Source organism: Marinicella marina, assembly GCF_030065545.1.
GTDB lineage: Bacteria > Pseudomonadota > Gammaproteobacteria > Xanthomonadales > Marinicellaceae > Marinicella > Marinicella marina.
In genome coordinates this window covers 301,932-326,594 of sequence record NZ_JASJNC010000007.1, presented here as the reverse complement: position 1 = coordinate 326,594, position 24,663 = coordinate 301,932, and the positions used below count along the sequence as shown (strand labels likewise).

19 protein-coding genes and 2 pseudogenes are annotated in these 24,663 nt (G+C 43.6%); 14 read left to right on the top strand and 7 right to left on the bottom strand.

Annotated elements, in window-relative coordinates; translation table 11 throughout:
* The first annotated feature begins 20 nt into the window (after positions 1 to 20).
* The 5 genes from QNI24_RS12265 to QNI24_RS12245 all read left to right on the top strand — a co-directional run bounded on the left by QNI24_RS12265 (position 21) and on the right by QNI24_RS12245 (position 6,449).
* The gene (locus QNI24_RS12265; protein WP_267177069.1) at positions 21 to 1,421 is read left to right on the top strand and encodes a hypothetical protein; all 1,401 of its coding nucleotides are present in this window, start codon (positions 21 to 23) and stop codon (positions 1,419 to 1,421) included.
* Between the two features lie 10 nt (positions 1,422 to 1,431).
* Positions 1,432 to 2,895, top strand: a complete 1,464-nt coding sequence (locus QNI24_RS12260; RefSeq protein ID WP_283708730.1) for a hypothetical protein — start codon at positions 1,432 to 1,434, stop codon at positions 2,893 to 2,895.
* 309 nt (positions 2,896 to 3,204) lie between these two features.
* Positions 3,205 to 4,215: an alpha/beta fold hydrolase gene (locus QNI24_RS12255; protein WP_267177071.1), complete on the top strand. Its 1,011-nt coding sequence runs from the start codon at positions 3,205 to 3,207 to the stop codon at positions 4,213 to 4,215.
* Positions 4,172 to 5,353, top strand: coding sequence for a cystathionine gamma-synthase (gene metB / locus QNI24_RS12250; protein ID WP_267177072.1), 1,182 nt, complete (start codon positions 4,172 to 4,174; stop codon positions 5,351 to 5,353). Before QNI24_RS12255 ends, metB begins: the two co-directional genes overlap by 44 nt.
* Positions 5,343 to 6,449, top strand: a complete 1,107-nt coding sequence (locus QNI24_RS12245) for a hypothetical protein (protein WP_267177073.1) — start codon at positions 5,343 to 5,345, stop codon at positions 6,447 to 6,449. Before metB ends, QNI24_RS12245 begins: the two co-directional genes overlap by 11 nt.
* On the opposite strand, the gene QNI24_RS12240 is transcribed toward QNI24_RS12245, so the two are convergent.
* Together QNI24_RS12240 and QNI24_RS12235 are read right to left on the bottom strand one after the other, a co-directional pair.
* Positions 6,434 to 7,273 (bottom strand): sulfotransferase-like domain-containing protein, encoded by an 840-nt coding sequence (locus QNI24_RS12240; protein ID WP_267177074.1) that lies wholly within the window; start codon positions 7,271 to 7,273, stop codon positions 6,434 to 6,436. The two genes, QNI24_RS12245 and QNI24_RS12240, sit on opposite strands and share 16 nt — an antisense overlap.
* Complete coding sequence (locus QNI24_RS12235; RefSeq protein WP_267177075.1) at positions 7,266 to 8,183, bottom strand: aminotransferase class IV; 918 nt, start codon at positions 8,181 to 8,183, stop codon at positions 7,266 to 7,268. The genes QNI24_RS12240 and QNI24_RS12235 overlap by 8 nt, the downstream gene beginning before the upstream one ends.
* A 131-nt stretch (positions 8,184 to 8,314) precedes the next feature.
* On the opposite strand from QNI24_RS12235, the gene QNI24_RS12230 reads away from it, so the two are divergent.
* The gene (locus tag QNI24_RS12230) at positions 8,315 to 8,923 is read left to right on the top strand and encodes a DUF2238 domain-containing protein (RefSeq protein WP_267177076.1); all 609 of its coding nucleotides are present in this window, start codon (positions 8,315 to 8,317) and stop codon (positions 8,921 to 8,923) included.
* Entirely contained in the window at positions 8,920 to 9,342 is a 423-nt protein-coding gene (locus tag QNI24_RS12225) for an MAPEG family protein (protein ID WP_267177077.1), read from the top strand. Before QNI24_RS12230 ends, QNI24_RS12225 begins: the two co-directional genes overlap by 4 nt.
* On the opposite strand, the gene QNI24_RS12220 is transcribed toward QNI24_RS12225, so the two are convergent.
* From QNI24_RS12220 to gshB, 5 genes are read right to left on the bottom strand one after another with little or no spacing between them, the layout of a single operon-like run.
* Positions 9,331 to 10,230 carry an aspartate carbamoyltransferase catalytic subunit gene (locus tag QNI24_RS12220; RefSeq protein WP_283708729.1) on the bottom strand — a complete coding sequence of 300 codons (900 nt, stop codon included), beginning with the start codon at positions 10,228 to 10,230 and terminating at the stop codon, positions 9,331 to 9,333. The two genes, QNI24_RS12225 and QNI24_RS12220, sit on opposite strands and share 12 nt — an antisense overlap.
* Complete coding sequence (ruvX, locus tag QNI24_RS12215; protein ID WP_267177079.1) at positions 10,227 to 10,661, bottom strand: Holliday junction resolvase RuvX; 435 nt, start codon at positions 10,659 to 10,661, stop codon at positions 10,227 to 10,229. Before ruvX ends, QNI24_RS12220 begins: the two co-directional genes overlap by 4 nt.
* Positions 10,654 to 11,199 (bottom strand): YqgE/AlgH family protein, encoded by a 546-nt coding sequence (locus QNI24_RS12210; RefSeq protein ID WP_267177080.1) that lies wholly within the window; start codon positions 11,197 to 11,199, stop codon positions 10,654 to 10,656. The genes ruvX and QNI24_RS12210 overlap by 8 nt, the downstream gene beginning before the upstream one ends.
* Before the next feature lie 54 nt (positions 11,200 to 11,253).
* Positions 11,254 to 12,105 (bottom strand): energy transducer TonB family protein, encoded by an 852-nt coding sequence (locus QNI24_RS12205; protein WP_267177081.1) that lies wholly within the window; start codon positions 12,103 to 12,105, stop codon positions 11,254 to 11,256.
* Positions 12,102 to 13,043: a glutathione synthase gene (gene gshB, locus QNI24_RS12200; protein ID WP_267177082.1), complete on the bottom strand. Its 942-nt coding sequence runs from the start codon at positions 13,041 to 13,043 to the stop codon at positions 12,102 to 12,104. Before gshB ends, QNI24_RS12205 begins: the two co-directional genes overlap by 4 nt.
* Before the next feature lie 384 nt (positions 13,044 to 13,427).
* Here gshB and pilG point away from each other — a divergent pair, with 384 nt between their 5' ends.
* The 7 genes and pseudogenes from pilG to QNI24_RS12170 all read left to right on the top strand — a co-directional run bounded on the left by pilG (position 13,428) and on the right by QNI24_RS12170 (position 24,662).
* Positions 13,428 to 13,808, top strand: coding sequence for a twitching motility response regulator PilG (gene pilG, locus QNI24_RS12195; protein WP_267177083.1), 381 nt, complete (start codon positions 13,428 to 13,430; stop codon positions 13,806 to 13,808).
* Between the two features lie 5 nt (positions 13,809 to 13,813).
* Positions 13,814 to 14,359, top strand: coding sequence for a chemotaxis protein CheW (locus tag QNI24_RS12190; RefSeq protein WP_267177084.1), 546 nt, complete (start codon positions 13,814 to 13,816; stop codon positions 14,357 to 14,359).
* Positions 14,360 to 14,377: 18 nt separating this feature from the next.
* Positions 14,378 to 14,767: pseudogene (locus tag QNI24_RS15510) on the top strand (type IV pili methyl-accepting chemotaxis transducer N-terminal domain-containing protein); the annotation flags it as partial.
* A gap of 612 nt (positions 14,768 to 15,379) precedes the next feature.
* A pseudogene (locus tag QNI24_RS15480) lies at positions 15,380 to 16,396 on the top strand (methyl-accepting chemotaxis protein); the annotation flags it as partial.
* A 35-nt stretch (positions 16,397 to 16,431) separates the two neighbouring features.
* Positions 16,432 to 17,286 carry a CheR family methyltransferase gene (locus tag QNI24_RS12180; RefSeq protein ID WP_283708728.1) on the top strand — a complete coding sequence of 285 codons (855 nt, stop codon included), beginning with the start codon at positions 16,432 to 16,434 and terminating at the stop codon, positions 17,284 to 17,286.
* A 1-nt stretch (position 17,287) separates the two neighbouring features.
* Positions 17,288 to 23,722 carry a hybrid sensor histidine kinase/response regulator gene (locus QNI24_RS12175; RefSeq protein WP_283708727.1) on the top strand — a complete coding sequence of 2,145 codons (6,435 nt, stop codon included), beginning with the start codon at positions 17,288 to 17,290 and terminating at the stop codon, positions 23,720 to 23,722.
* Positions 23,715 to 24,662: a chemotaxis protein CheB gene (locus tag QNI24_RS12170; protein ID WP_267177240.1), complete on the top strand. Its 948-nt coding sequence runs from the start codon at positions 23,715 to 23,717 to the stop codon at positions 24,660 to 24,662. Before QNI24_RS12175 ends, QNI24_RS12170 begins: the two co-directional genes overlap by 8 nt.
* Position 24,663: the final 1 nt, after the last annotated feature.

Below are 24,663 nucleotides of genomic sequence, written 5' to 3'. Positions count from 1 at the left end.
ATTTAAGCAAGGAGCTTCAATTGAAAACAACCATCACCACGCTACTCTTATTTTGGGCTTGGCAAGTGACTGCAGTCGCAATCAATGACAGGGGTTTGGGTGAAGTTTCCCTGATACCCTATTATTCAGTCAATAATAACCTCAATACCTATGTCTCAGTGACCAACACCACTGACCGACCCAAAGCCATTAAAGTGACGTTTCGCGAGGGGCTCAATGGTTATGCTGGGCTTTCGTACAATGTTTACCTCAATGGATATGATACTTGGACTTTTGTATTGGCTGCTGGCTCCTCAACGGTGGAAAACTTTGTTGGTCAGCCTTCGGTTCAGCAACTATCAAATGATGCCTCTTGTGCACCATTTTTACAAAAATTTGGTCAACAGTTTTTCCCTTTTGCGTTGATTGATGGGCCGCAAGATCTATCCAGGTTGCGTGAGGGCTTTATTGAGGTTATAGAGATGGGTGAGCTTACCGGTGATTATGCTGCTGCTGTCCAAACCGACTTTTCAGACGTGCCGGCAAATTGTGAATTGATTGAGCAAGCTTGGTTAGAGGGTGAAGAGTGGGACATCAACCCACAAAGTCAAATAAGCCCAGCCACAGGCGGTTTAATGGTCACTGCTGATTTGATCAACGTTGCCGAAGGCATGATTTATTCAATACCAACCACTTCGTTGGTGAATTTTTTCCCCGCAAACACCACCAATCACACCGGCCCTGGTGACATTGATTTGTCTTTGGATGCGGCGGCACCTTCAGCGCTGGTGGAAACGCCCAGTAAAATGTATGACTTAACATTTGATCGTGGTGTGGATGCAGTGAGTGCAGTGCTGATGGCAAAGACATTGATCGGCCATTTTTCATTGGATACCATTTTAGCTGCTGAAACCGATGTGATTTTTACCCAGCCCACCCGCCGTTTTTATATTACTTCTAGGGTTTCCGTGGCACCTTATAACGAAAACCTTGATGTCAATGGCTGTGATGGTAACAGCTATGGTGGCACAGCGGCCAGCGGTTTGGACATTGACCGAGAGTCACGTGCTAACATCTCATCTCCCTTCGCCGGACCAGGTCCTGTGCTGTGTGGTACGGTTTTCGTTCACTCTTGGCAACAGCCAAATCAAAATGATCAACCACCGGCAATAACTGCTTCAAACAATCACCAAATCTTGAATCGCTCTTTCTTTCAGGACACAACTGAAAATGGTTATCGCTCAATCAGTTTTTTAGATACCAGAATGTTGTTGGCAGAGAGTAGCCAAGGAGGCACCGTTGAACTGGCTGGATTGCCTGTGATGGGTGTGAGCTTTTTCAGATTCACCAACAGCAATGCCGAGCCTGGTTTATTGGCCCAATATGGCGCTTCCGGTCGACTCAAAGCGGTTAAATCCATCAGCCAACCAGGCTTGAGATAAGGAGAACATGATGAAGAATTATTTCAATTGGTTTTTGTTGTTGATGAGTTTTCAAGTCGGTGCCGTTAAACTGAATAACAATGACCTGGGTGAAGTTTTGTTGCTGCCTTATTACACAGTTAACAACGGTCTGAATACATTGGTCAGTATCAGCAACACCACCATTCTACCCAAAGCCGTTAAAATTAACATCCGTGAAGGACTCAATGGCTATGTGGTGCTGAGTTACAACGTGTACTTAGATGGCAATGACTCATGGGCATTTGCTTTGGCTGAAGTTTCAGGTGAATCAACCGAACTTGCTACTGCACAACAGTTTACTTCGGATAATTCCTGCGCGCCTTTTGTCAGTAAGTCCACCAGTGAATTGTTTGTTGCAGATTATCTGGTAGATGGTCCGCAAGACATGCAACGGGCCAGAGAGGGCTTTATTGAAGTCATAGAGATGGGTGTGGTTGAACAAGACGACATCAAGCGTGACATTACTGATGGTGCTTTCAGGGGTGATTTGACGGCTTGTAATCGGCTGCAACAACGGTGGGAAGCCGGTGGTATTTGGCATGAGGAAAGTGGCGGTGATCCAAATACAGGACTTGGGCCCGCAACGGGCGGTTTGGTGGCCCAGCTTGATTTAATCAATGTGACCGATGGGATCAATTATTCTATACCTTACAAAGCATTGGGTGATTTTTTTGCCGATGATCAGGTTGCACACGAACCACCCATGGATGCTGACTTGTCTTTGGACGCAGCCCAACCCATTGCTCAAATTAATGCCAATGGCGCACTTCGCTCAATTACATATGATAATGGCTATGATGCAGTGAGTGCTTTGTTGATGTCTGACGAGCTGGTTTCAGTGTATGGTTTGGATTACATTGTGGCAGGACAGACAGATATCATATTTACCCAGCCAACGCGTCGTTTTTACATCAGCGAACTGGGTCAAAATCCAACGGCACCCTATACCACACCAGCTCCACGCCTGTTTTGTAATGAAGAAAATTATGGTGGTACGATATTAAATTCTGTTGTATTTAACCGAGAGTCTAGAGGTTTTGGAACGGGTTTGATTTGTACAGGACAGTCCATACCGGCTATTTGTGGTTCTGTCTTTGTCCAATCTTTGGGTCTTGAGAGTGCTTTCGAAAGTCCAAGAGTTACCGCTTCGAATAACTGGGACTTTTTGTATGCCGGTGGTGATGGCACTTTTGAAAATGGTTTTGTACAAACCCGCTTTAATAATACATTACCACTGGTAGGGCTGGATGCAGAGACGACTGAGTCTGTGCAAATCAATGGTTTACCTGTGATGGGTTTTTCTCTGATTAAATTCACCAATGCCGGGGCGGTAGAGGGCCTGTTGGCTCAATACGGTGGCGCCCATGAGTCCAGTTCCAGATTCAGCATTGTTATGGGTGATGTCATACCAGAAGTTGGCACGAGCAATACCCAGATACCTGTGTGTGAATGAGAGCCTTTATGCCGTTGGGTTGAAGAGCTCAGAGCATCGAATTGAATTTTCAGTGCATTTAATCTAGCCAATAAGGATGTGAGTGTCTCTCCGGTCACATCCTATGAACTCAAATTAAATTCATTCTTTAAATACCTCAAAGCAATGTGGTCGAATAACTTCTGCGCATTTTCAATCAATACATGTTCATTTCCCTGCTCATTAGAGGATATAGGCAGTCAGTTAGTTTAAATCAAATAGACGTCTAAATGTCTTGACATCTATAAATGTTTAGCTATCATTGGCATTTTAGACGTCTAAACGGCTATTATGATAAGTTGCCAAGAATACAAAATCATCGTCAATCGCAATGAGCAATCGTTTGATGGAACAGGAGAGGAGGCCACAGTATCTTGCTGTCTTTGGGGTAACCGAACCAAACCATTGGTGGTTGTTCTCGGTGGTGTCTCTGCCAACCGTTGGGCCATTCAAAGTAAAAATGGCAGTGGCTGGTGGCAGCAAGTGATCAACCACAGTGCTGTCTTAAATCCTGATGACTATTCTTTTCTGAGTATAGACTATTGTGTCTTCACTGATGAGAACGATGGTTCGAATACAGTCACCACATTGGACCAAGCACGAGTGATCAGAGCCGCTCAAGAGCAGTTGCATTTACCAGTATTTCATGCGGTGATTGGTGCTTCTTATGGCGGTATGGTCGCTTTGGCTTTTGCAGCTGAATACCCCAATGCATTGCAGCGGTTGGTCTGTATAGCAGCGGCAGACAGAAGCTCGGTTAAAAACCAAGCAATTCGTCACATCCAACGAGCCATCATTAAATTAGGTATGTCTTCAAGTCATCCCGAAAAAAACAACGAGCATTTGGCTCTGGCGCGGGCATTGGCGGTCATTGGTTACCGCGGTGAAGCTGAATTTGAGCAACGCTTTCAGGCCCAGTCAGCAGAAGATTCACTACGGAATGTGGCCAGTTATGTAGACCACCAAGGCAGTAAATTCAGAACGCAAAATCCACTGCGATACCTGCAGTTGTCCTATTCAATTGATGTGCATCAGGTTGATGTGTCAAGCATAAAAGCACCCACAGAATTGATTGCCATCAGTTCCGACCAGCTGGTGCCGCTTTGGAGCATGCGAGCGCTGCAACATAAACTGAAGTGCCCCAACACACTTAATACCATTGACTCCCAGTATGGCCATGATGGCTTCTTACTGGAGAGCGAACAACTCAATCAACAATTCAAAGCAATATTTAATTCATTCAAATTTGAGGAATCTCATGACATTACTGAACCAAACAACCGCTGTGCGAGCGGGCATTGACTGTGACACCCAATATGGAGCCGTCACGCCACCCTTGTATTTATCAAGCAATTACGCGTTTGAAGATTTAAATCAACCGCGGAAGTATGACTATTCTCGTTCTGGTAATCCCACCAGGGATATTTTAGCTGCAGCGTTGGCTGAGCTTGAGCATGCAGCTGGTGGCGTGGTCACAGCCACCGGTATGGGTGCAGTCAACTTGGTGTTGCAATTATTGCCACAAGGCGCTTTGGTGGTGGCACCACACGATTGTTATGGCGGCACTTATCGGTTGTTGACCACTTTGCATGACAAAGGCGCAATCAAGGTGGATTTTGTCGATCAAAATGATTGGTCACAAATACACCAAGCCATTGATAAAAAGCCTGATTTATTATGGATTGAGACGCCCAGTAATCCACTTTTGCGGGTGGTTGATATCCGCAAATTATGTGAAGCAGCCGGTCCTGATGTTTTGAAGGTGGTGGACAACACTTTTTTATCACCGGCCTTACAACAACCCATCACATTGGGTGCCGATTTGGTGGTGCACTCAACCACTAAATACATCAATGGCCACAGTGATGTGGTGGGTGGAGCGGTTTTGGCAAAAACTGAAGCGCTGGCAGAGCAGGTAACGTGGTGGGCCAACTGTATTGGCATCACGGCATCGCCATTTGACTGTTTATTAACCACTCGCGGGCTGCGCACGCTCAATGTGCGCATGCAGCAGCACCTTGAAAATACTGAAAAAATTGTGCAATTTTTAGAACAGCACCCCGCCATTAAAAAAATTCACTATCCTGGGCTTACTGATCATCCTGGCCATGAGATTGCGCAAAAGCAACAAGCGCATTTCGGTGCCATGCTGTCGTTTGAATTACGTGGTGGCTATGAAGAAGTCGGGCAACTGGTGAATAATTTAAATTATTTTACTTTGGCTGAATCACTGGGTGGTGTGGAGTCTTTGATTTGTCACCCAGCTACCATGACCCATGCAGCGATGGCGCCGGAAGCGCAATTAAAGGCAGGGATCAATGCCAGTTTGATTCGTTTGTCTGTTGGTATAGAGGCTGCAGATGACTTGATTGCTGATTTAGAGTATGGCTTATCAAGGACTTTGCTAAAACCGGTTGAGGAAAAGTGTCATGTTAAATGAAAGTGCCAACAGTAAAGCCTTGAACGAGGAGCATGGCGCGACGAGATCACCCTTGCATGTGGTGGTATTGGGGACAGGGAACATAGGCAAACAATTTCTTAATGTGTTCGAACAAAACAGACATGAACTACTGCAGCAAAAGGCCAAACTGGTGGCGGTGGCGAACAGCCGTTATTTTCAATACCATCTGGAGGGATTTGATGAATTTGACGCAGCCAAAAGCAAATTTCAGCGTCACGACAATTCATCGGGACAAATATACCAGCAGTTAGAGCGTTTGATTGGATTGAACGTGGTGGTGATTGACCTCACAGCCAGTGAATCTGTGGCCGATCAGTACCTGCGTTTTGCCCAGAATGGTTGGCACATCATATCTGCTAACAAGACAGCTGCGGCCAATCATGACTATGCCGCCGTAATTGATGCGGCATTGAATAAAAAGCACCTGAAGTGGCTTAAAAACACCACAGTGGGCGCTGCCTTACCGGTGCAGGCGGCTATCAAAAAGATCATTGAAAGTGGCGATGAAATACACCAAGTCAGCGGTGTCTTTTCTGGTTCGATTTCATGGTTGCTGGCTCATTTTAATGGCGAGCAAGGATTCATGGATTGGGTCAAGCAGGCCCATAAAAACGCCTTAACTGAACCAGACCCACGTGCTGATTTGTCAGGCCTGGATGTGCATCGCAAGGCTTTGATTTTAGCGCGAGAATGTGGTTTCAATCCGCAGCAAATTGACTTTAATCCAGTGCTGCCACCACATTGGCTCAGTGGTTCTTTGGAAAATTTTTGGCAGCAAGCAGACAACATCAATCAACACATGAGAACGCTTTGGCGCAATGCCGATAAAAACAAACAACAATTGCAGTATATAGCCACTGTGAATGAACACAAAATAACCATTGCGTTGAAAGCCCTACCGCAGCAACATGTGGCGGTCAATCTAAAGCCGAGCGATAATATATTCATTATTGAATCAAACCATTACAACACCAACCCCATGGTGATACTGGGCCCGGGTGCCGGTAAAGCAGTTACCGCAGCAGGCGTGATGAGTGACTTGAATGAGTTGCTACAGCATCAGCTTATTTTATGAGTCATTAATGCCTCATAATAAGGCATACATGCATCTGCTATCTCCTGCTCTGCTTTACTGAGCTTATTTTCTTTGGGCTTATATGCTGCAAAGCCAGTGGATTCAATTACGCGGTTGTACCAATGGGGTGCCCAAATACCATCAGAGTCGCGGTAGCCTTTGGGCCAGTTGAGCATGTTTTCATCAAAAGCAACGCCCAGTGCTTTACACATCTTGGTCAGCATGTCTTGAGGCTTCATCAGTATATCCTTTGACTCAAAAACAGGCGGAACCTGGCCGCTATTTTGTTTGACTCGATTGAACAATTCTAATTGTTGTGGATAGCCGAGATCGCTGGGTGTGGCTCTGGGGTGCTTGCGCAAATAGGAGGACAGTACGTCATTGGGGTGTCTGATTAAAAAAGCATTGCGCAGGTGGTCAACAAAATCCAGAGATACATCCTCCGTGATGTGATGACTCATGTGTTTTTGGTAAAATATATGTACTGGCATGTGCTGACTTGTATTGACTCGATTGGCATGGCTGTCAAATATGTTTTGGCTGGTGTTCAGTGTCACTTCCAAGTCAGATGATGGTGTTGGTACTCGGCTCATCATTGGTATGTGTTCAGTTAAATACTTGACTATAGGGCGCCAGTCACTGCCTTGGTGTTTGATGATTTCTTGGTACATGGCATGCTGCTTGTTGGTTGTAGCCAAGTAGGGGCCATACAAAGGTTCATCAACCACCACCGTGTCGTTGCGGTTCTCCCAAGCGCGCATCATGGCGGTTGAGATATTACGTGGGCCTGACCACATGGCAATGCGGATGATACCGTCACTCATGGTTAACCTCTGCATGAATCAGTTCAATGTACAAATCTTGCAGTCGTTTAATGACCTCGCGCTGCTGGCCGTCACCGATGATGCGCCCATCTACTTCATTCACTGGGGTAATGCCAGCGAAAGTGCCGGTGACAAAGCATTCATCTGCGCCATAAACATCAAACAATGAAAAATTCTTTTGTTTGATGGGGATGCCGTTCTTTTCACACAAATGGATGATTTTAGAACGGGTGATGCCACCCAAACAGAAATCGCCAGTTGAGGTCCAAACTTCACCTTGAGTTACTATGAAGAAATGGGTTGAATTACAAGTGGCAACAAAACCATGTGGATCCAACATCAAAGCTTCATCAGCACCGGCTTTGGCGGCTTGGATACAACCTTGGATGCAGTTGATTTTGGAATGTGAGTTCATCTTCTGGTCTTGAACATCAGGGTAACCGCGCCTCACGTGGGTGGTGAACAGCTTGATGCCGCCAGCAATTTTGCGTGGTGAAGGTTCCTTGTATTCAGCAATGATGACTATGGTGCTGCCTGGAATGGTGCATCTGGGGTCTTGATAGGGTGTTATTTTCACCCCACGAGTTACCATTAACCGAATATGGACGCCATCGTGCATGTCGTTGGCTTTGAGTGTTTCAAGCAACCTAGTTGTCAGCTCTGATGGGCTTAAACCGATGTCCAAATCCAATGACTTGGCGCCTTGATAGAGCCTTCTTAAATGGTCTTGTAAGAACACCACCACGCCATCATGCAGTCGCAGCCCCTCCCAAACACCGTCGCCCAGTATGAAACCGGCATCAAAAACTGAAACCACCGCTTGATCACGTGGCAGTAACTCGCCATTGACGTTAATGATGATGTTGCGGTTGCGTTCATCTTCTATGTATTCATGTGTGCCTTTGCTCATTGATTTGCCATATATACGAGAACTGAAAATATTAACAGAAAATGTCGCAGCATTCCTCATTGATCATTTAATCATGGTTTAATTGCTGGCCGATGGTGGTTATAATAAATGTAAATCAATCAGAGGTATGAATGAATACAATCGGCTTGTTAGTTTGGATGGCGATATTTTGGCTGGTTTTCTTTTGGTCAGCCTTCGATCCACATGATCGTTTGACCTGGGTGTTGGAAGCCTTGCCAGCTTTGATTGGTGCTTTGGTGGTATTGTACTTTTACCTCAAAAGGGTGCCGTTGACATCGATTTTACTGATTTGTGTGCTGGTGCATTGCGTGATTTTGATTGTTGGTAGCCACTACACCTATGCTTTGGTGCCCTATTTTGATCAGTTCATGCAAGGTGTTTGGCCACAGCGCAACAATTACGATAAATTGGGACATTATGTTCAAGGTTTTGTACCTGCCATCATCTGCCGTGAGTTGGTGATTCGTCAGGGTATTTTTAATTCCGCTGCTTGGCGTCGATTTTTTGTGGTGTGTTTTTGCTTGGCTTTTTCAGCTTTTTATGAATTGATTGAATGGTGGGTGGCTTTGCTCAGCGGTGAGGATGCAGAATCCTTTTTAGGCACCCAAGGTTATGTCTGGGATACACAATCAGACATGTTTTTATGCTTAATCGGCAGTGTCATGGCTCTTGTTTTAATGAGTAATTGGCACGACAAACAAATTAAGGAGATTTCATGACTACAATTATTATCCCAGTTTTTTTGCAGGTTTTATTGACTTTTATTTTGTTGTTCACAGTGGGGTATTTGCGCTTTCGCAGTGTCGGTCAGAGAACGGTTAATCCCAAAGACTATGAACTGATGGTGGGACAAGATCAATGGCCAGTTATGATGCAACGCATAGGCAGGTCATTTCACAACCAGTTGGAACTGCCGGTATTGTTTTATGTGCTGGCTTTGATGGTTTTGGTCACTGACACCCAAGCTCAATTACTGCTGACTTTGTCGTGGGTGTATGTTGGTTTGAGGTACATTCATGCCATCATCCACATTGCCTATAATAATGTGCTGCACCGTTTCTCGGTGTTCGTGCTCTCAACTTTGGTGTTGTTGGCGATGTGGGTGTTGTTTTTCTTTGAAATGAACTCAAAGTTCTAGCATCCTATGAATGATGGCTTGGCGCATCAACACGCCATTTCTGACTTGCTGCAGTATCACTGATTGTTCGCCATCGGCCACCCGGTCGGTGATTTCAATACCGCGGTTCATAGGTCCTGGGTGCATCACAATGGCGTCGGCTTTGGCTGCTTTTAAATTTTCACTGTTCAGACCATATTGTTGGTGCCACTGACTGAAGTCAACATGGGTGTCTTTGGGTAAGCGTTCTTTTTGAATGCGCAGCATCACCACCACATCAGCATCACATAGGGCCGATTTCATGTTGCTTGCTTTTAGCGCATTGAGCTGCTCAGGAATGAGGGCATCAGGCCCATAGACAACCACCTCTTTGGTTTGCATGAGCTGCAAGCCATCAATCAATGAGTTGGCCACTCTTGAGTGTTTGATGTCACCGATGATGGTGACCTTTAAATCATCAAATTGTTGTTTGTGTTGCCAGATGGTGAATAGGTCAAGTAAGCCTTGCGTGGGGTGCTGGTGGCTGCCATCTCCGGCATTGATGACACCGGTTTCTTGGCCAATCCAATCAACTATCTTATCTTGGATGTGATTTTCATGATGGCGGACAATGAATAAATCAGGTTGCATGGCATTCAAGGTCAATACAGTGTCCTTGATGGTCTCGCCTTTTTGGGTCGATGAATGAGCCACATTCAATGCAGTCACATCAACTCCCAGGCGTTGACAAGCCAGTTGGAATGAAGCCAGTGTTCGGGTCGAGTTTTCAAAGAATAAGGCAATGGCAGATTTACCTGGGTGCCATTTTTTGGTTGCAGTGATGTCGCTGGCTGAGATTTTTTCAGCGGACGCAAACAGCTCCAGTATGGTTGATTTTGAGAGTGACTTGATATCAGTTAAATGTTTCATGGCATGCTTTTTAATTGTTGTTGATCTAACCAAGATTGCAAAATTATTTGTGCGGCAAAGGCATCTATGTTTTTTTTGTCCTTGGCTTTACTCATTTGCGCCGATCGGCTCTCAGCAAAACGCCGTTCCGCCTCATACGAACTCAGCCGTTCATCAACCAGGTGCACGGGTAGTTGGCTGTGCCGCTGAACTTTTTGACTGAAGTTTTTGACCTGTCTGGTTATTTCTTGTTCTTCTCCGTCCATGCCCAGAGGCAAGCCTATGATGATTTGGCTGATATTCCATTCTTTGATTTCTTCGCTTAGCAGTTTGAAAAAATCTTTGTTGTTCGGCAAGACCTTGGTTGGGTTTGCGGCATAACTGAGTGTTTGGCCAACAGCCAGGCCGATGCGTTTTTGGCCAAAATCGATGCCAAGCACATACTCAGGCATGTCCTATGTCGCCACTGAGTTGGTGGGGCATGATGCCCATCTGTGCCAAAGCCATGTCCCAACGATCGGCATCGTGACTGAAAATCAAGTCATTGGTGGCTGGCATCAATAACCAATCATGGTTGGCCACCTCGTCTTCCAATTGGCCTTTGTCCCAAGTGGCACAACCCAAAGCCAACAACCACCCTGCAGATACTTGATGGTTGGCTATGGCCTCCAGAATGTCTTTTGAAGTGGTGAGGTAAAGTTCATTAGCAACTTCAATGGTGCTATCAAAAGGGCTTTTTGATTGATGCAGTATGAAGCCACATTGGGTGTTAACCGGGCCGCCTTCATAGACCATTTGTTCCAGCGGATCACTGCCTTCTTTGATCGATAAGTTGCTTAATACTTCAGAGAAGTTTACGGTGCTTGGATCATTCAGGTTGATGCCCAGTGCGCCGTGTTCATTGTGTTCACAAATCAGGATAACGGCATGCTTAAAGCGCTCATCCTGCATTTCTGGTGTGGCTATGAGTAATTGGTTGGTTAAATTCATGCGTTGATTTTAACCGATTTGAATGGTTATTGCGTTAAATCAGAACGTCTAAAATTATTTCTGTCGCAACAAATGACCTGGCAGAAATTGCCAGGTTCGGGTGATGTACAGGATGTCGACTTTTTCTTTACTCTCAGGTAAAGGGTCAAATGGTTGTGCCAATTGCACGATGTGTTTGGCTGCTTCATTCAGAAAAGTATGCTCAGAACCTTTTAAGATTTTGATTTCATGGATGCTGCCATCACGGTTGATGCCCACAGATAACATGACGTTGCCGATGAAAGATTCTTTTTTGGCTTGCTCAGGATAATTCAAGTCGCCTGTGCGTTCGATTTTCTTGATCCAGTCATTGATGTAAGGGGCAAACTCATAGGCTTTGGTGTTACTAGAAACAAATTTGCTGCGCGGTTTTTTCGCATACCGCTCAATTTTTTTGGCAATTTCATCTTGTATTTTGGCAATCCGTTGTGCTTTGGTCATTTTGTCATCGTCGGCTTTTTGATTTTTTTCATCTTGCTGTTTTTTGGTGAAGGTGGTTTGTTCAGAGGCCTCGGTGGTAGTAATAACTTGGTTGTTACTCTGTTTGACTTGGGTTTTGCGTTGTTCTGGGGTTTGTTGTTTGGCCAGGCCATCTTCAATCGGTGATGTGGCACTGAACGGGTTGGTGGGCCTGGCATCATTGCTTTGGTCACCACCTCCGAGCTGGTTGTTAGCGGCCAAGAAATCTGCTTCCTCGGGTGCGTCCAGGCTGGCTTTTTTGGCCAAAATGACATCCATGCTGTGAATCACTTCATTTTTATTGTCGTTGTAACTGAATGAGACACCTAAAATTATCACCGATAAGGTCAACACCGCCAAGGTAAATGTCATGACGTTTTTGTCTTTTGAGGTGATTTTGGGCTTCATAAAATGTTTTGTTCAATGCAGTCAAATAAATCACTGGCAATATCGAGGTCGTAAATTTCATCCAGTTCTCGGATACAGGTGGGGCTGGTGACATTGACCTCAGTTAAATAGTCTCCGATTACATCAATGCCAGCAAAAACGATTCCCATCTGCTTTAACTTAGGGCCGACTATTTCGGCTATACGCCAATCGTTTTTCGATAGTGGCACACCTTTGCCAGTTCCACCTTTGGCTAAATTCCCCCTAAAATCACTGTCTGAGGGAATCCTTGCCAAAGCATAAGGGACAGCTTGGCCATTTATCATCAATATTCTCTTGTCGCCTTGGCTGATTTCGGGGATGTATTTTTGAATTATTGTCGTTTTGGTGCCGTTTTGTGTCACTGTCTCTAAAATCACACTTAAATTTTTATCTTTGCTACTGGTTTTGAAAATAGAGTTTCCGCCCATGCCATCCATTGGCTTCACTATCACATCACCCATTTCTTGGATATAGGATTTGAGTAATTCCATGTTCCTAGAAATGATATTGTCAGGGGTGCATTCAGGAAAGTATTCAGTGAAGAACTTTTCATTGGCATCACGCAATGCTTGTGGTTTATTGATGACATGGGTGTTGGCATCAGTTTGTTCCAAAATATAGGTGTCCATGATGTACTCCATATCAAACGGCGGATCCTTGCGCATCAAGATAATATCAAAGTCGTTCAAAGCTTTGATGCCTGGTTCAGATAAGGAATACCAATCTTTACTTTGGTCAACAACACTGACAGAACGGCATCTGGCCTGCGCATGATCTGCTGCCAGAAACAACTGATTGGCGGTCATGTAAAAAGTTTCATAACCCCTTTTTTGGGCTGCAAGTAACATGGCGAAACTTGAGTCTTTTTTTGGGTTGATGGCTTCAATAGGGTCCATGACCACGGCTAATTTTGTCATACTCAGTTGGTTCATCAATTGTGAATTGCTAGGAATTATAATAAGCTAACGCGTTGGGTTAAATAGCACAAGACAAAATAATTTTAATTACTGCATCATTCAAACTTTAACTTCTCTTGACTCAAGGGGATGTGTTGTTTATGTGCAGAAAAACTTGATGATTTTTTAACAAAGGGTTACATTAAAATGTGAATTGTTGGAGGCGTGGTTTATCTTTGCATGGTGGCATGTGTGTGAAAAAATTTCGATGTTTGGTTAAATATGTTTTGTATTCAAGTGCAAAATAGTTTATTTTCGTTGATAATGACATACTTACAAAGGCAACTTCATGAATATTGTGAATACAAATTTTTCGCAAGAGAAAAAGCATAAATTGGAGAGATTATGAATTTAGAAGGTTTAAAGGTAATGGTGATTGATGACAGTAAGACCATTCGCCGAACCGCAGAAACTTTATTGAAAAAAGAAGGGTGTGAAGTCATTACAGTTGACAATGGGTACGAAGCCTTGTCACAAATTTCAGATTTAGAACCACATATTATCTTTGTCGATATCATGATGCCTCGTTTAGATGGTTATAAAACATGTGCGCTGATTAAGATGAACAGTGAGCATAAGTCCACTCCCGTAATCATGTTATCCAGTAAAGATGGTTTGTTTGATAAAGCCAAAGGTCGTGTGGTTGGTGCGGAAGAATACCTAACCAAACCATTTACCAAGGAAGAGTTGATCGAAGCCATCGAAACCCACGTTAAAAGAGATTAATTCAAATGAGCAAACAAATAATCAAGCCATTCGAGTTATTACTTGAATATGAAAAAAGAAGCGTTTCTCATGCGCTGGGTAGTGCAAAAGAAGAAGCGGAATTAGGGGATTGGTCGGGTATTGGTTTTAAGATTGGTGAAATGCATTTGATTTCACCTGTTGATGATGTCAATGAAGTGGTGATTTTGCCAGAATTGGTGAGAATACCAGGTATTGATAATTGGGTTTTAGGTCTGGTCAACATCAGAAGTAACTTAATCCCAGCGATTGATTTACGTGCCTACCTGACAGGTGAATCATCCAAGCTGACCAAACACTCACGGATGCTGGTAATAAACCAACCAGGTGGTCAGGCCGGTTTGGTGGTAGATGAGGTGTTTGGTCAACGACACTTTAATCAAAGTCAATGGGAAGATGTTGAGGGGGACGACGACTCACGCATATATTCTTATTGTGACAAATATTTCAGCCATGATGACATGGTCTGGAATGTATTTGCTATGGAACAATTGGTACAAGATGCAAATTTCCAAAATGCATCAATTAAATAAAATACGAGGTAGAAATATATGAGCAGTTCAGCTGTAGACTTAGATCAACGCACACGAACGTTGCCTTTATGGCAATTGATGGTGTTGGTGATTCTGGTTTTATCATTCATTGGTCATTCGTTTTGGTTAGCGACAGTAAAAAACAACCAGGCCGAACACATCAGTGAAACCGATAAAATCAACATCAAAGCCGTGCAATTGGCACAGTATGCAAAACAAGCATCATCGGGTGATGTTTTTGCCTTTGATGAGTTGATAACAGATCGACAAATCATTGAGAGCACGGTTAATTCATTAGATAATGGTAATGCGCAATATCCTGCCTTACCGACAGATGTCAGGCCTCGATTTGACGCCATTGAAGAGCGTTGGCAGACCATGAATGAAAACGCGCTTATCATCATCAATCAACGTGAAAAGATTGAAGAGCTGACTGATATCTCCGACAAATTCGCCTCTGAAATTCCTATCCTTCAAGCCAGTTCAGATGCAGTGGTTAAACGTCTGGTTGCCATCAACGAAGATCGTGGCTTGATTTATCTCGCTTCACAACAATTGGTATTGGCAGACAGGATGCTGCGTCGAATGAGTGAAATTCTGCGTGGTGGTACAGCTTCTATTCAAGCGGCGGACAGTTTGGACCGCGATGCCAGGATGTTCCAAGAAGTAATGACTGGAATGTTCAATGGTAATGATCGCATCAAAGCAGTTACAGATGATCAGGCGATTGAATCATTGGGTAGAGTTTACTCTGCTTTTGATAGTATCCAAGCTGATATTTCATCTATTTTGGGTGCAATGGAATTATTTGATGCACAAACAGCTGCTGATGACATCGAGATTGACGCAGAGCTTTTTGTTGAAGATGCAGAAGCTTTGAAAACACAACTTGCGGAAAGAGAGCAAACTGTCCCTTCAGACATCATTGGTTGGGTAATTGCAGCGCTGGCATTCTTGTGGTTGTTGTGGATTTTTCGCACGTTATCTAAAAATGATCGGGTTCGTGCTGCAGTTGCTCAGGAGCAAAATGAAAGGAACCAACAAGCGATTTTACGACTGCTGGATGAAATGGGTTCATTGGCAGATGGTGACTTGACAGTAAATGCGACGGTATCGGAGGACATTACTGGAGCGATTGCTGACTCGGTTAACTTCGCTATTGAAGCACTGCGATCGTTGGTTAAAACAATTAACGACGCTTCGGTAGGTGTGGCATCAGCGGCACAAGAAGCGCAAGCGACTGCAATGCATTTGGCCGAAGCTTCAGAGCATCAGGCTACGCAAATTACCAACGCCTCGGCAGCGATTAACGAGATTGCTGTTTCTATTGATGAGGTATCGAAAAACTCGTTGGAATCAGCTGACGTTGCGCAACGATCGGTATTGATCGCGCACAACGGTGCTGAAGTTGTACGTGACACGATTAAAGGCATGAACAACATTCGTTCGCAAATACAAGACACTTCTAAACGTATTAAGCGATTGGGTGAAAGTTCACAAGAAATTGGTAACATCGTTGAGCTGATTAACGACATTGCCGAACAGACAAATATTTTGGCCTTGAATGCGGCGATTCAAGCAGCCTCTTCAGGCGAGTCTGGACGGGGTTTCGCGGTTGTTGCCGATGAGGTACAACAACTGGCAGAAAGGGCCTCAAGTGCGACTCGGCAAATTGAAGGCATTGTGAAAACCATTCAAACCGATACCAACGAAGCGGTACGTTCGATGGAACAAACCACCTCGGAAGTTGTGGGTGGTGCGCGCAAAGCCGAGGATGCAGGTGAGGCATTGACAGAAATTGAGACGGTATCAAACGACTTAGCAGAGCTGATTCAGAATATTTCTGAAGCGGCCCGTCAACAATCGGTTGCAGCCACCAACATTTCAGGAACGATGAACGTGATTCAAGAAATTACCACACAAACCTCAGCTGGTACGCAACAAACGGCAGAATCTATTGGTAACTTGGTGGAATTGGCGACAGAATTACGTAAATCGGTAGAAGACTTTAAACTGCCAGATGATGAGTTCTTTTAATTGTTAGGTTTTTTTGACAGTATTTAATGTACAAAATGTATAGCAACCAAAAGCCTATATTACAAATATCACCGCTGACCGACGATGAATACATGCGTTGGTCTGGGCTTTTGGCTGAGCGGCTGGGAATCATTGTACCAAAAGAGCGAAAGATGTTTTTGCAGTCCAAAATTTGGTCTCGAATGCGTGAAATTGGCTACCAAGATTACGAAAAATATTGGGACTACATCAACTCGGGAATTGAAGGCAACCTGGAGTGGTCGCAGTTAGTAGACCGTTTGACTGTGCATGAGACATCTTTTTTCAGACATACACCCTCGTTTGAGCTGGTTGAAGATGATTTGAATGAAAAAATACTGCGTGCCAAGGAGACTTTACGCTACAAGATTTGGTCGGTCAGTTGTGCTACTGGAGAAGAGGCTTATTCATTGGCTCTTTTGGCCAATTACGTGTGCCAAAACAGCCAGAAAAAATCATATTTTGGTGTGACGGCCACCGACGTCAGTGCGCCTGCTGTGGCGTTGGCAAAACAGGCCTATTATTCGATAGACAAAATCACCAATATAGACAAAAAATTACATGATGGTTTGGATACCATCAATCATGAAATGTTTACCATCAAGAATGAAATCAAAAAGCGCATGGCTTTTGGTGTTTTTAACTTGTTGGATGTAGATAAGCCTTCGAACATCAAATATGACGTGATTTACTGTCAAAATGTTTTGATGTATTTTGATAAATCAGTCAGAGAACAGATACTAAACGGTTTGGTTGAACACCTTAACCATAACGGATTATTGGTCTTGGGACAAACAGAGATAAATCTTTGGTCCCACCCTAAAATGCAACGTGTCAATAAGAACAGAACATTGGCATTTAGATTGAGTTAATATGAGTAATATAGAGCAAATAGATTTTTCAACTTTAACCTGGGTAAAAACCGAGCTTGATGAGACTTTAAATCGAGCAAAAGATGCTTTGAAAGCATATGTAGAGGACTCGGAGGACACCAACCAACTGCAGTTTTGTGTGACATATTTGCACCAGATTCAAGGTACGCTGAAAATGGTTGAGCTGTATGGAGCAGCAATGGTAGCCGAAGAAATGGAGCTGGTTGCCAAAGACCTTATCGAAGGCTCAATCAATGATGTCGACTCAGCCTACGATGTGTTAATGCAAAGCATTTTACAGTTACCGGACTATCTAGAGAGGATTGAACTGGGACACAAAGACGTGCCCATCGTGCTGTTACCTCTGGTCAACGACTTAAGGTCTGTGCGCAGTAAAAACTTGTTATCCGAATCGGCATTGTTTAATCCTAATCTTGACCTTGGTGTGCCAGAAAAAGTGTTAGAGAACGATATTTCTCTGAAAGGCAACCAACTCAAAACAGCTTTGCTGAAAATTCGCTCAATTTACGAAATTTCATTGTTGAACTGGTTCAAAAACCCAGACAGCGATAAAGGCCTCAAAAACATGCAGTTGGTCATATCTAAACTGCAGATGATTCTCTCTCCTGAATACCTGAAGCAGTTGTTTTGGGCTTACAGTGGTTTAGTTGAAGGCTTAATCAGCAAAAATATTGATGACAGTGTCTCAGTTAAGCAGTTGGCAGGACAAGTTGATCATTTATTGAAAGATTTGATTGAAAATCAACCCCAAACAAAATCCAGCAGTAGGGCCATTACCAGAAACATGTTGTACTACATCGGCATCAATGAAGATGGCGGTAGCGTTGGCTCTAACATCAAGTCATTTTTTAACCTCAGCCAATTCATACCCGACCAAGGTGATATTGAGCATGCTGAGGGCAGCTTAACTGGTAAAAACAAAGAACTTCTTCAGACTGTATCTGAGGCCATCAATGATGATGTCTTGGTGGTACAAGAATCTTTGGATTTATTCATCAGGAACAAATCTGCGGATGTAGGTGAGTTATCCCCATTGTTAGATAACTTGCAAAAAATCGCCGACACATTGGGTATTTTAGGTTTAGGAGTTGCACGTGATTCGGTGATTAGTCACCAAGATCAACTCAAAGCCAATGTTGATGCTGGTGAGCGACCATCTGATGATGGTTTATTGGATGTGGCTAAGACTTTATTAATGATTGAGTCGCAATTGGGAGATCACATTCAATCCTTGGGTATCACTGATGACTCTGCCAGTGATGATGAAAACGCCATACCAAAATCTGAGCAAAAAGTCATATTGCAAACTTTGGCGAAGGAATCCATCGTTAATTTACAACAAATCAAAACAAACTTCGTGGCATTCATTGAGTCGCCATGGGATAAACACCAGGTTGAAGACAATCCAAAACTATTGAATGAAATTGCTGGCGCCATGAAGATTTTGAATCTGACTGATGCTGGAGCACATGTTGATGACATCATAAAATATGTCAATACCGACATTCTGGGCGCTGAATCGAAGCCGTCTGCATTGCAGTTGGAACAGTTGGCCACGGTTATCTCATCACTTGAGTATTACCTTGAGAACTTAGACCAAGGCCAACGAATCAGAGAAAACTTGTTGTCAGAGGTGGGCGTTCAAATCAAAGCATTGGTGCATCAAGCTTCACAAGATATTGAGCATAACAAAGAATTGGCGGCACAAAAAGAAGCTGATGATGTGGCCATGCCGGAACAAGCAGAGGATACTGGTGATCATGCGGCAGAAGACTTAGCCACCGACGATGCCCCTACAGAACATGCAGTTGATGAGACTGAACAGAGTGATGCAGTTATTGATGAAACCGAGGCTGAGTCTGAGCCAGAAAAGGTTGAAGACGAAAGCAATGAACATGCAGGCTTAGTCGTCGAGTTTGGTGATGATGTTGATGATGAAATCAAAGAAGTTTTCTTAGAGGAGTTTGAAGAGGAATTGGCCAACATGCAAGCTGGTCACGCTCAATGGCACGAAAATCCAGACGACAATGAAGACAAGCTGACAGAAATACGTCGCATTTTCCATACATTAAAAGGCAGTGGTAGATTGGTAGGCGCTGAGGCCATTGGTGAATTTGGTTGGCAGCTAGAAAACATGTGTAACCGCTTTCTTGATGGTGGCGTTAAGAATACCAATAACTTCAAAACGGTGCTTGAATCGGGTGTATCAATGGCTGCGGTTTTATACCAAGCCTTACAGGACCATTCAGTGGTGCCCAATGATTATGACTTGTTATTGCAGAATGCAGAGAATGTCGCCAATGAGAAGCCTTTGCAAGAAGCGGCGCCAGTCACTGAAGTGATTGAATCGCCTGCGGAAGTTGAAGATTCGCCAATCACTGAAGAGGCAGAAGAATTGCCAGAACTTGATGCAGCAGAAGCTGAAACCTTGGAGTTGCTGGATGATTCAGAGGTTGATGAATCAGATGAGTCAGAGACAGAAGTTGAACCAGAAGTGAATGAGGAGTCCCATGAAGAGCAAGATTCAGAAGATGATGTAGTAGCTGATGAGGCTGAAGAAGAGGAAGATTTATCCCTGGATTATGTACAGTATGACGTTGAAGAGTTGAAGGAACAACAGCAAGCAGAGAGCAGCAATGATTCTACTGCTGATGAAGGGAGTGATGAAGAGGACTCTTCTGATGGTTTCACCCTTGATGATACTGACATTGAATTTGATATGGAGGACTTCAATTTAAGCGCAGATGACACTGAACAAGAAGATGTGCAGGTATCAGCTGAGCAAGACAACGGCAGTGAAAATGAAACAGTTAATGTCGTAGATTTAGACGAAGATGAAGTGATGGATTTAGAGGCTGAATTGGCTGAATTAGATGATGAAGAAGTCATTGATTTGGAAGCTGAATTAGCAGAGATGGATGATGATATCTCTATTGACTTAGACGCAAATCATGACATGGATGCTGATGAGTCTGTTACAACAGAGCAGGATGACAATGAAATCCTGTTAGAGCTGGCTGATTCAGATGATGATGAAGATGGTTTGACTTTAGATATAGATGATATTTCGTTTGACGATGATGAGGAAGTTGATGAAGCTGATTCAGAAAATGTTGAAGCTGCCTCAGATGCAGAAGTTGATTTACCTGCTCTAGATGGGTCTGTGAATGATGATGACTTAGGTGTTGATCCTGTATTCATTGAGATTTTACAGAAAGAAGTTGGCAGTCATTTAACTGATATGTCGCAATTTGTTTCTGATTGTATGGAAAAAGACCAGCCCAAAGTCAATGATGATTTTGTCAGGGTTGTGCATACACTGAATGGCGCAGCCAGCATGGCATCGGTCGATGGCATTACCCAAATGACCACGCCACTAGAAAAGATGTCTATCATTTTACTGGATAAGAAAGAACCACTTAATGAGGAAGACTTGAATCACATAGAAGGTGTGATTAAACAAGCCAAAAGCCAATTGAATTTACTCGGTACAGGCGATGCCCCATTTGATGAATCAATTGGCCAATATTTTGTCAGCAGGATCGAGGGTTTACGTGAGGAAGCTGCGAAGATTAAAGATGCTGAGGACTTGGCTGTGGCTAACAACTTAATTGATGAGGATGTGGCTGAGCTGGATTTAAGTGATATAGAAGACATTGAATTGGATGTTTTAGAAGAAGCAACGGCTGAAGAAGCAACGGCTGAAGAAGCAACGGCTGAAGAAGCAACGGCTGAAGAAGAAACGGCTGAAGAAGAAACGGCTGAAGAAGCAACGGCTGAAGAAGAGGCGGCTGAAGAAGCAACGGCTGAAGAAGAAGCGGCAGAAGAAGCAACGGCTGAAGAAGCAACGGCTGAAGAAGCAACGGCTGAAGAAGCAACGGCTGAAGAAGCAACGGCTGAAGAAGCAACGGCTGAAGAAGAAACGGCTGAAGAAGAAACGGCTGAAGAAGAAACGGCTGAAGAAGAAACGGCTGAAGAAGCAACGGCTGAAGAAGAGGCCGATAAAGAAGATAAGGCTTATGAACCGTTCGCTGAACAAGCCGAGACTCCTGAGACAGTTGAAGCTGCTGATTTAGATTTAGATGATGAATTGCTTGAGATATTCAGTGAAGAGGCCAGCGAGATATTTGATCGTGCCGATCATCAATTGGCTGAATTAGAAGAAAATCCTTCTAGCCCAGCCATTATTCAGGCCTTACAACGGGACTTACATACCCTTAAAGGTGGTGCCAGAATGGCCGGCCTGAATCAAATTGGTGATTTATCTCACCAATTGGAATCATTGTTTGAATCCATTGCAGATTCAGACAGTTCAGTTGAACCTGAGCAACAAGAGTTGATGTCACAAATCATGCATAAATTACATGGCATGGTTAACTCAAGTGATTATGGTCTGACTACCAGCATAGAAAAAGAAACAGAGCAACTGGAAAACATGTTGTCATCTGAAGGTGCTGAAATTAAAGAAAAATCAAAACTTGACGAAGAGTTTTTCGATCCTTTGGCCCAAGTTGATTCGCCGGTGGCAGAAGAAGTCATTACTGATGACGATGATGCGACACCGGTGGTTAAGAAAAAAGCCAACGTACTCTCAGGTGGCCAGATTAAAGTAAACTCAGAGTTGCTTGATAAGCTGGTGAACTTCGCTGGTGAGGTGAGTATTTATCGATCTCGTATGGAGCAGCAGTCAGCAGAGTTGAAACTTAATATTGACGAGTTGGAAAATACGGTAGAAAGGGTAAGGCGTCAATTGCGAGAGTTGGAGCACGAAACTGAAGCGCAGATTATCTCCAATTATCAATTAGAAGGAGATGAATTAGAAGAGGACTTTGATCCATTGGAGTTAGATCAGTTCTCAACCATCCAACAACTTTCAAGATCACTGTCGGAGTCGGTATCGGATTTAACCAACATTCAAACCTATCTACAAGAATCAGCACGATCTTCTGAAACACTACTGATTCAACAGTCTCGGGTAAACACTGAGTTACAAGAGGGTTTGATGGAAACCCGTTTGGTAACATTTAATTCATTGGTGCCGCGATTGAGACGCGTTTTAAGAACTGCCGCTCAAGAACTGGATAAGAAAGCCAAACTTTCAGTCAAAGGTGCTGAAGGTGAGATGGATAAAACAGTACTAGAAGGCATCCAGGCGCCGCTTGAGCACATGATACGAAATGCCATGGTTCATGGTATTGAAGGCGATCGTGATAAAGCCAACAAACCTGACCAAGGACAGATAGTCATTGAATTATCTCGTGAGGCCACGGAGGTGGTGATTACGGTCACAGATGATGGCGCTGGCATTAACACCGAAGTGTTGAAGAAAAAAGCATTAGAGCGTGGCATCATCAGTGAAGAAGACCAACTTTCTGATCACGACATCACACAATTGATAACACATTCAGGCTTGTCAGCTGCTGATAAGGTCTCAAAATTAGCTGGACGCGGCGTTGGTATGGATGTGGTGAATAACGAAGTGAAAAGGCTGGGTGGCAGCATTGAAATCATTTCTAAAGCTGGTGAAGGCACCACTTTCGTGATTCGTCTGCCTTACACTTTGGCTTTGACCCAAGCCATTATTGTGCAGGTAGCTGATCACCGTTATGCGATACCAGCATCTGGTGTGCAAGGTTTGATTCGTATGAACATAGATGAGTTCAGACGCCGTGTGTTAGAAGGTGATTTAGGCTACGATTATGCCGGAGAACAATACCAGATTCAGGAATTAAACAAATTGTTAAGTGTAGACTCTGAAGCCATGGTTGAGGGTAACCAAGTGCCATTGGTTATGATTAAATCTGGTGACCAAGGTGTGGCATTGAGGGTTGATCAAACCTACGGTGGTCGAGAGATTGTTGTTAAATCTGTCGGTACCCAAGTGGCATCGGTACCTGGTATTTTCGGTGCGACTATTCTGGGTGATGGTGCTGTTGTTTTGATTCTTGATATCATACCCATGCATCGAGCATACGTACAAAAACTTGAAAGACTTGAAGCCGAAGGTGTTGAAGTCATCGAAGAGGTTGAAGAGGATCGCATGACTACCATAATGGTAGTTGATGATTCCATCACCATGAGAAGAGCTGGTGAACGGATGTTGGCCAGGAATGACTTTGAAGTGATGACAGCTAAAGATGGCTTAGATGCCTTGAATAAACTACAGGAGCAAAAACCTGATTTGATGCTGTTAGACATTGAGATGCCAAGAATGGATGGCTTTGAGTTAGCCACCAACATGAAGGCCTCTGATCGCTTTAAAGACATACCCATCATTATGATTACTTCACGGACTGGTCAGAAACACAAAGACCGTGCGCGAGAAATTGGGGTTGAGAGGTATTTAGGTAAGCCTTATCAAGAAATTGAATTGTTAGATAACATCAAAGACTTATTGCAATTAGAAGATGCATAAAAACCCTGTTGTGGGCTTGATTCACATTGGTGAAGTACAAACATCAGCCCAGTTTTTGATTAATCAACTGAAAACAAGTGGATATCAAGTAAAACAATATTCCTTGGATGAGATTGATGAAATCGATGGTGGCATCAAAACATTTATATTGAATTTGTTTGATAACGATTTGAATTTAGATGCTTTGATACGTCTGTTGGATGAAAATGATGCAAATATCATTTTCAATGATGCACGCATTTCAAATGAATTGGTTGGCTGGAATAAAAACCGTTGGTTGCGACATGTATTACACAAAATCGATCAAGCCAATGACATATTGCCCAAAGACAGTGCGGGAAAAACTGATGATGCATCAGCTGTAGATTTATCGACTTTTGGCATAAAAAGTGTATGGATACTGGGTGCATCAATTGGTGGTCCTGAGTCGTTGCTCAAATTTCTTAGTGAATTTGAAGGTGATGAGCAGGTGCTTTTTATTATCGTACAACACATGGACAGCGAATTTGTTTCGATGATGGAAAAACAATTGGCAAAGAACAATAAAATCGCGGTTAAACTGGCTCAATCTGGTGCTGCTGTTGAAGCAGGTCAAGCCATATTGGTGCCGGTAGATGAAGACATTGTGATTAATTCAAATGGCAAATTAGCGGTCAAAGATGTTAATCCAAAACGCATGTATACACCATGCATTGATGATGTTTGTTTTTCCATGTTGGAAAACTTAAGTAAAGTAAACATGGCGGTTTTCAGTGGTATGGCCAAAGATGGTATCAGGGGTGCAACCAATGTGTTTGAAAACGGCGGCAGGGTCATCACCCAATCGGCTGAAAGTTGTGTGGTTTCTGCCATAGCGGAAGAAATACGCAGTATGAATATGTCTATGTTTGACGGCGATCCAACTGGCATGGCACAATATATTAAAGAAAACCTCAATTAAA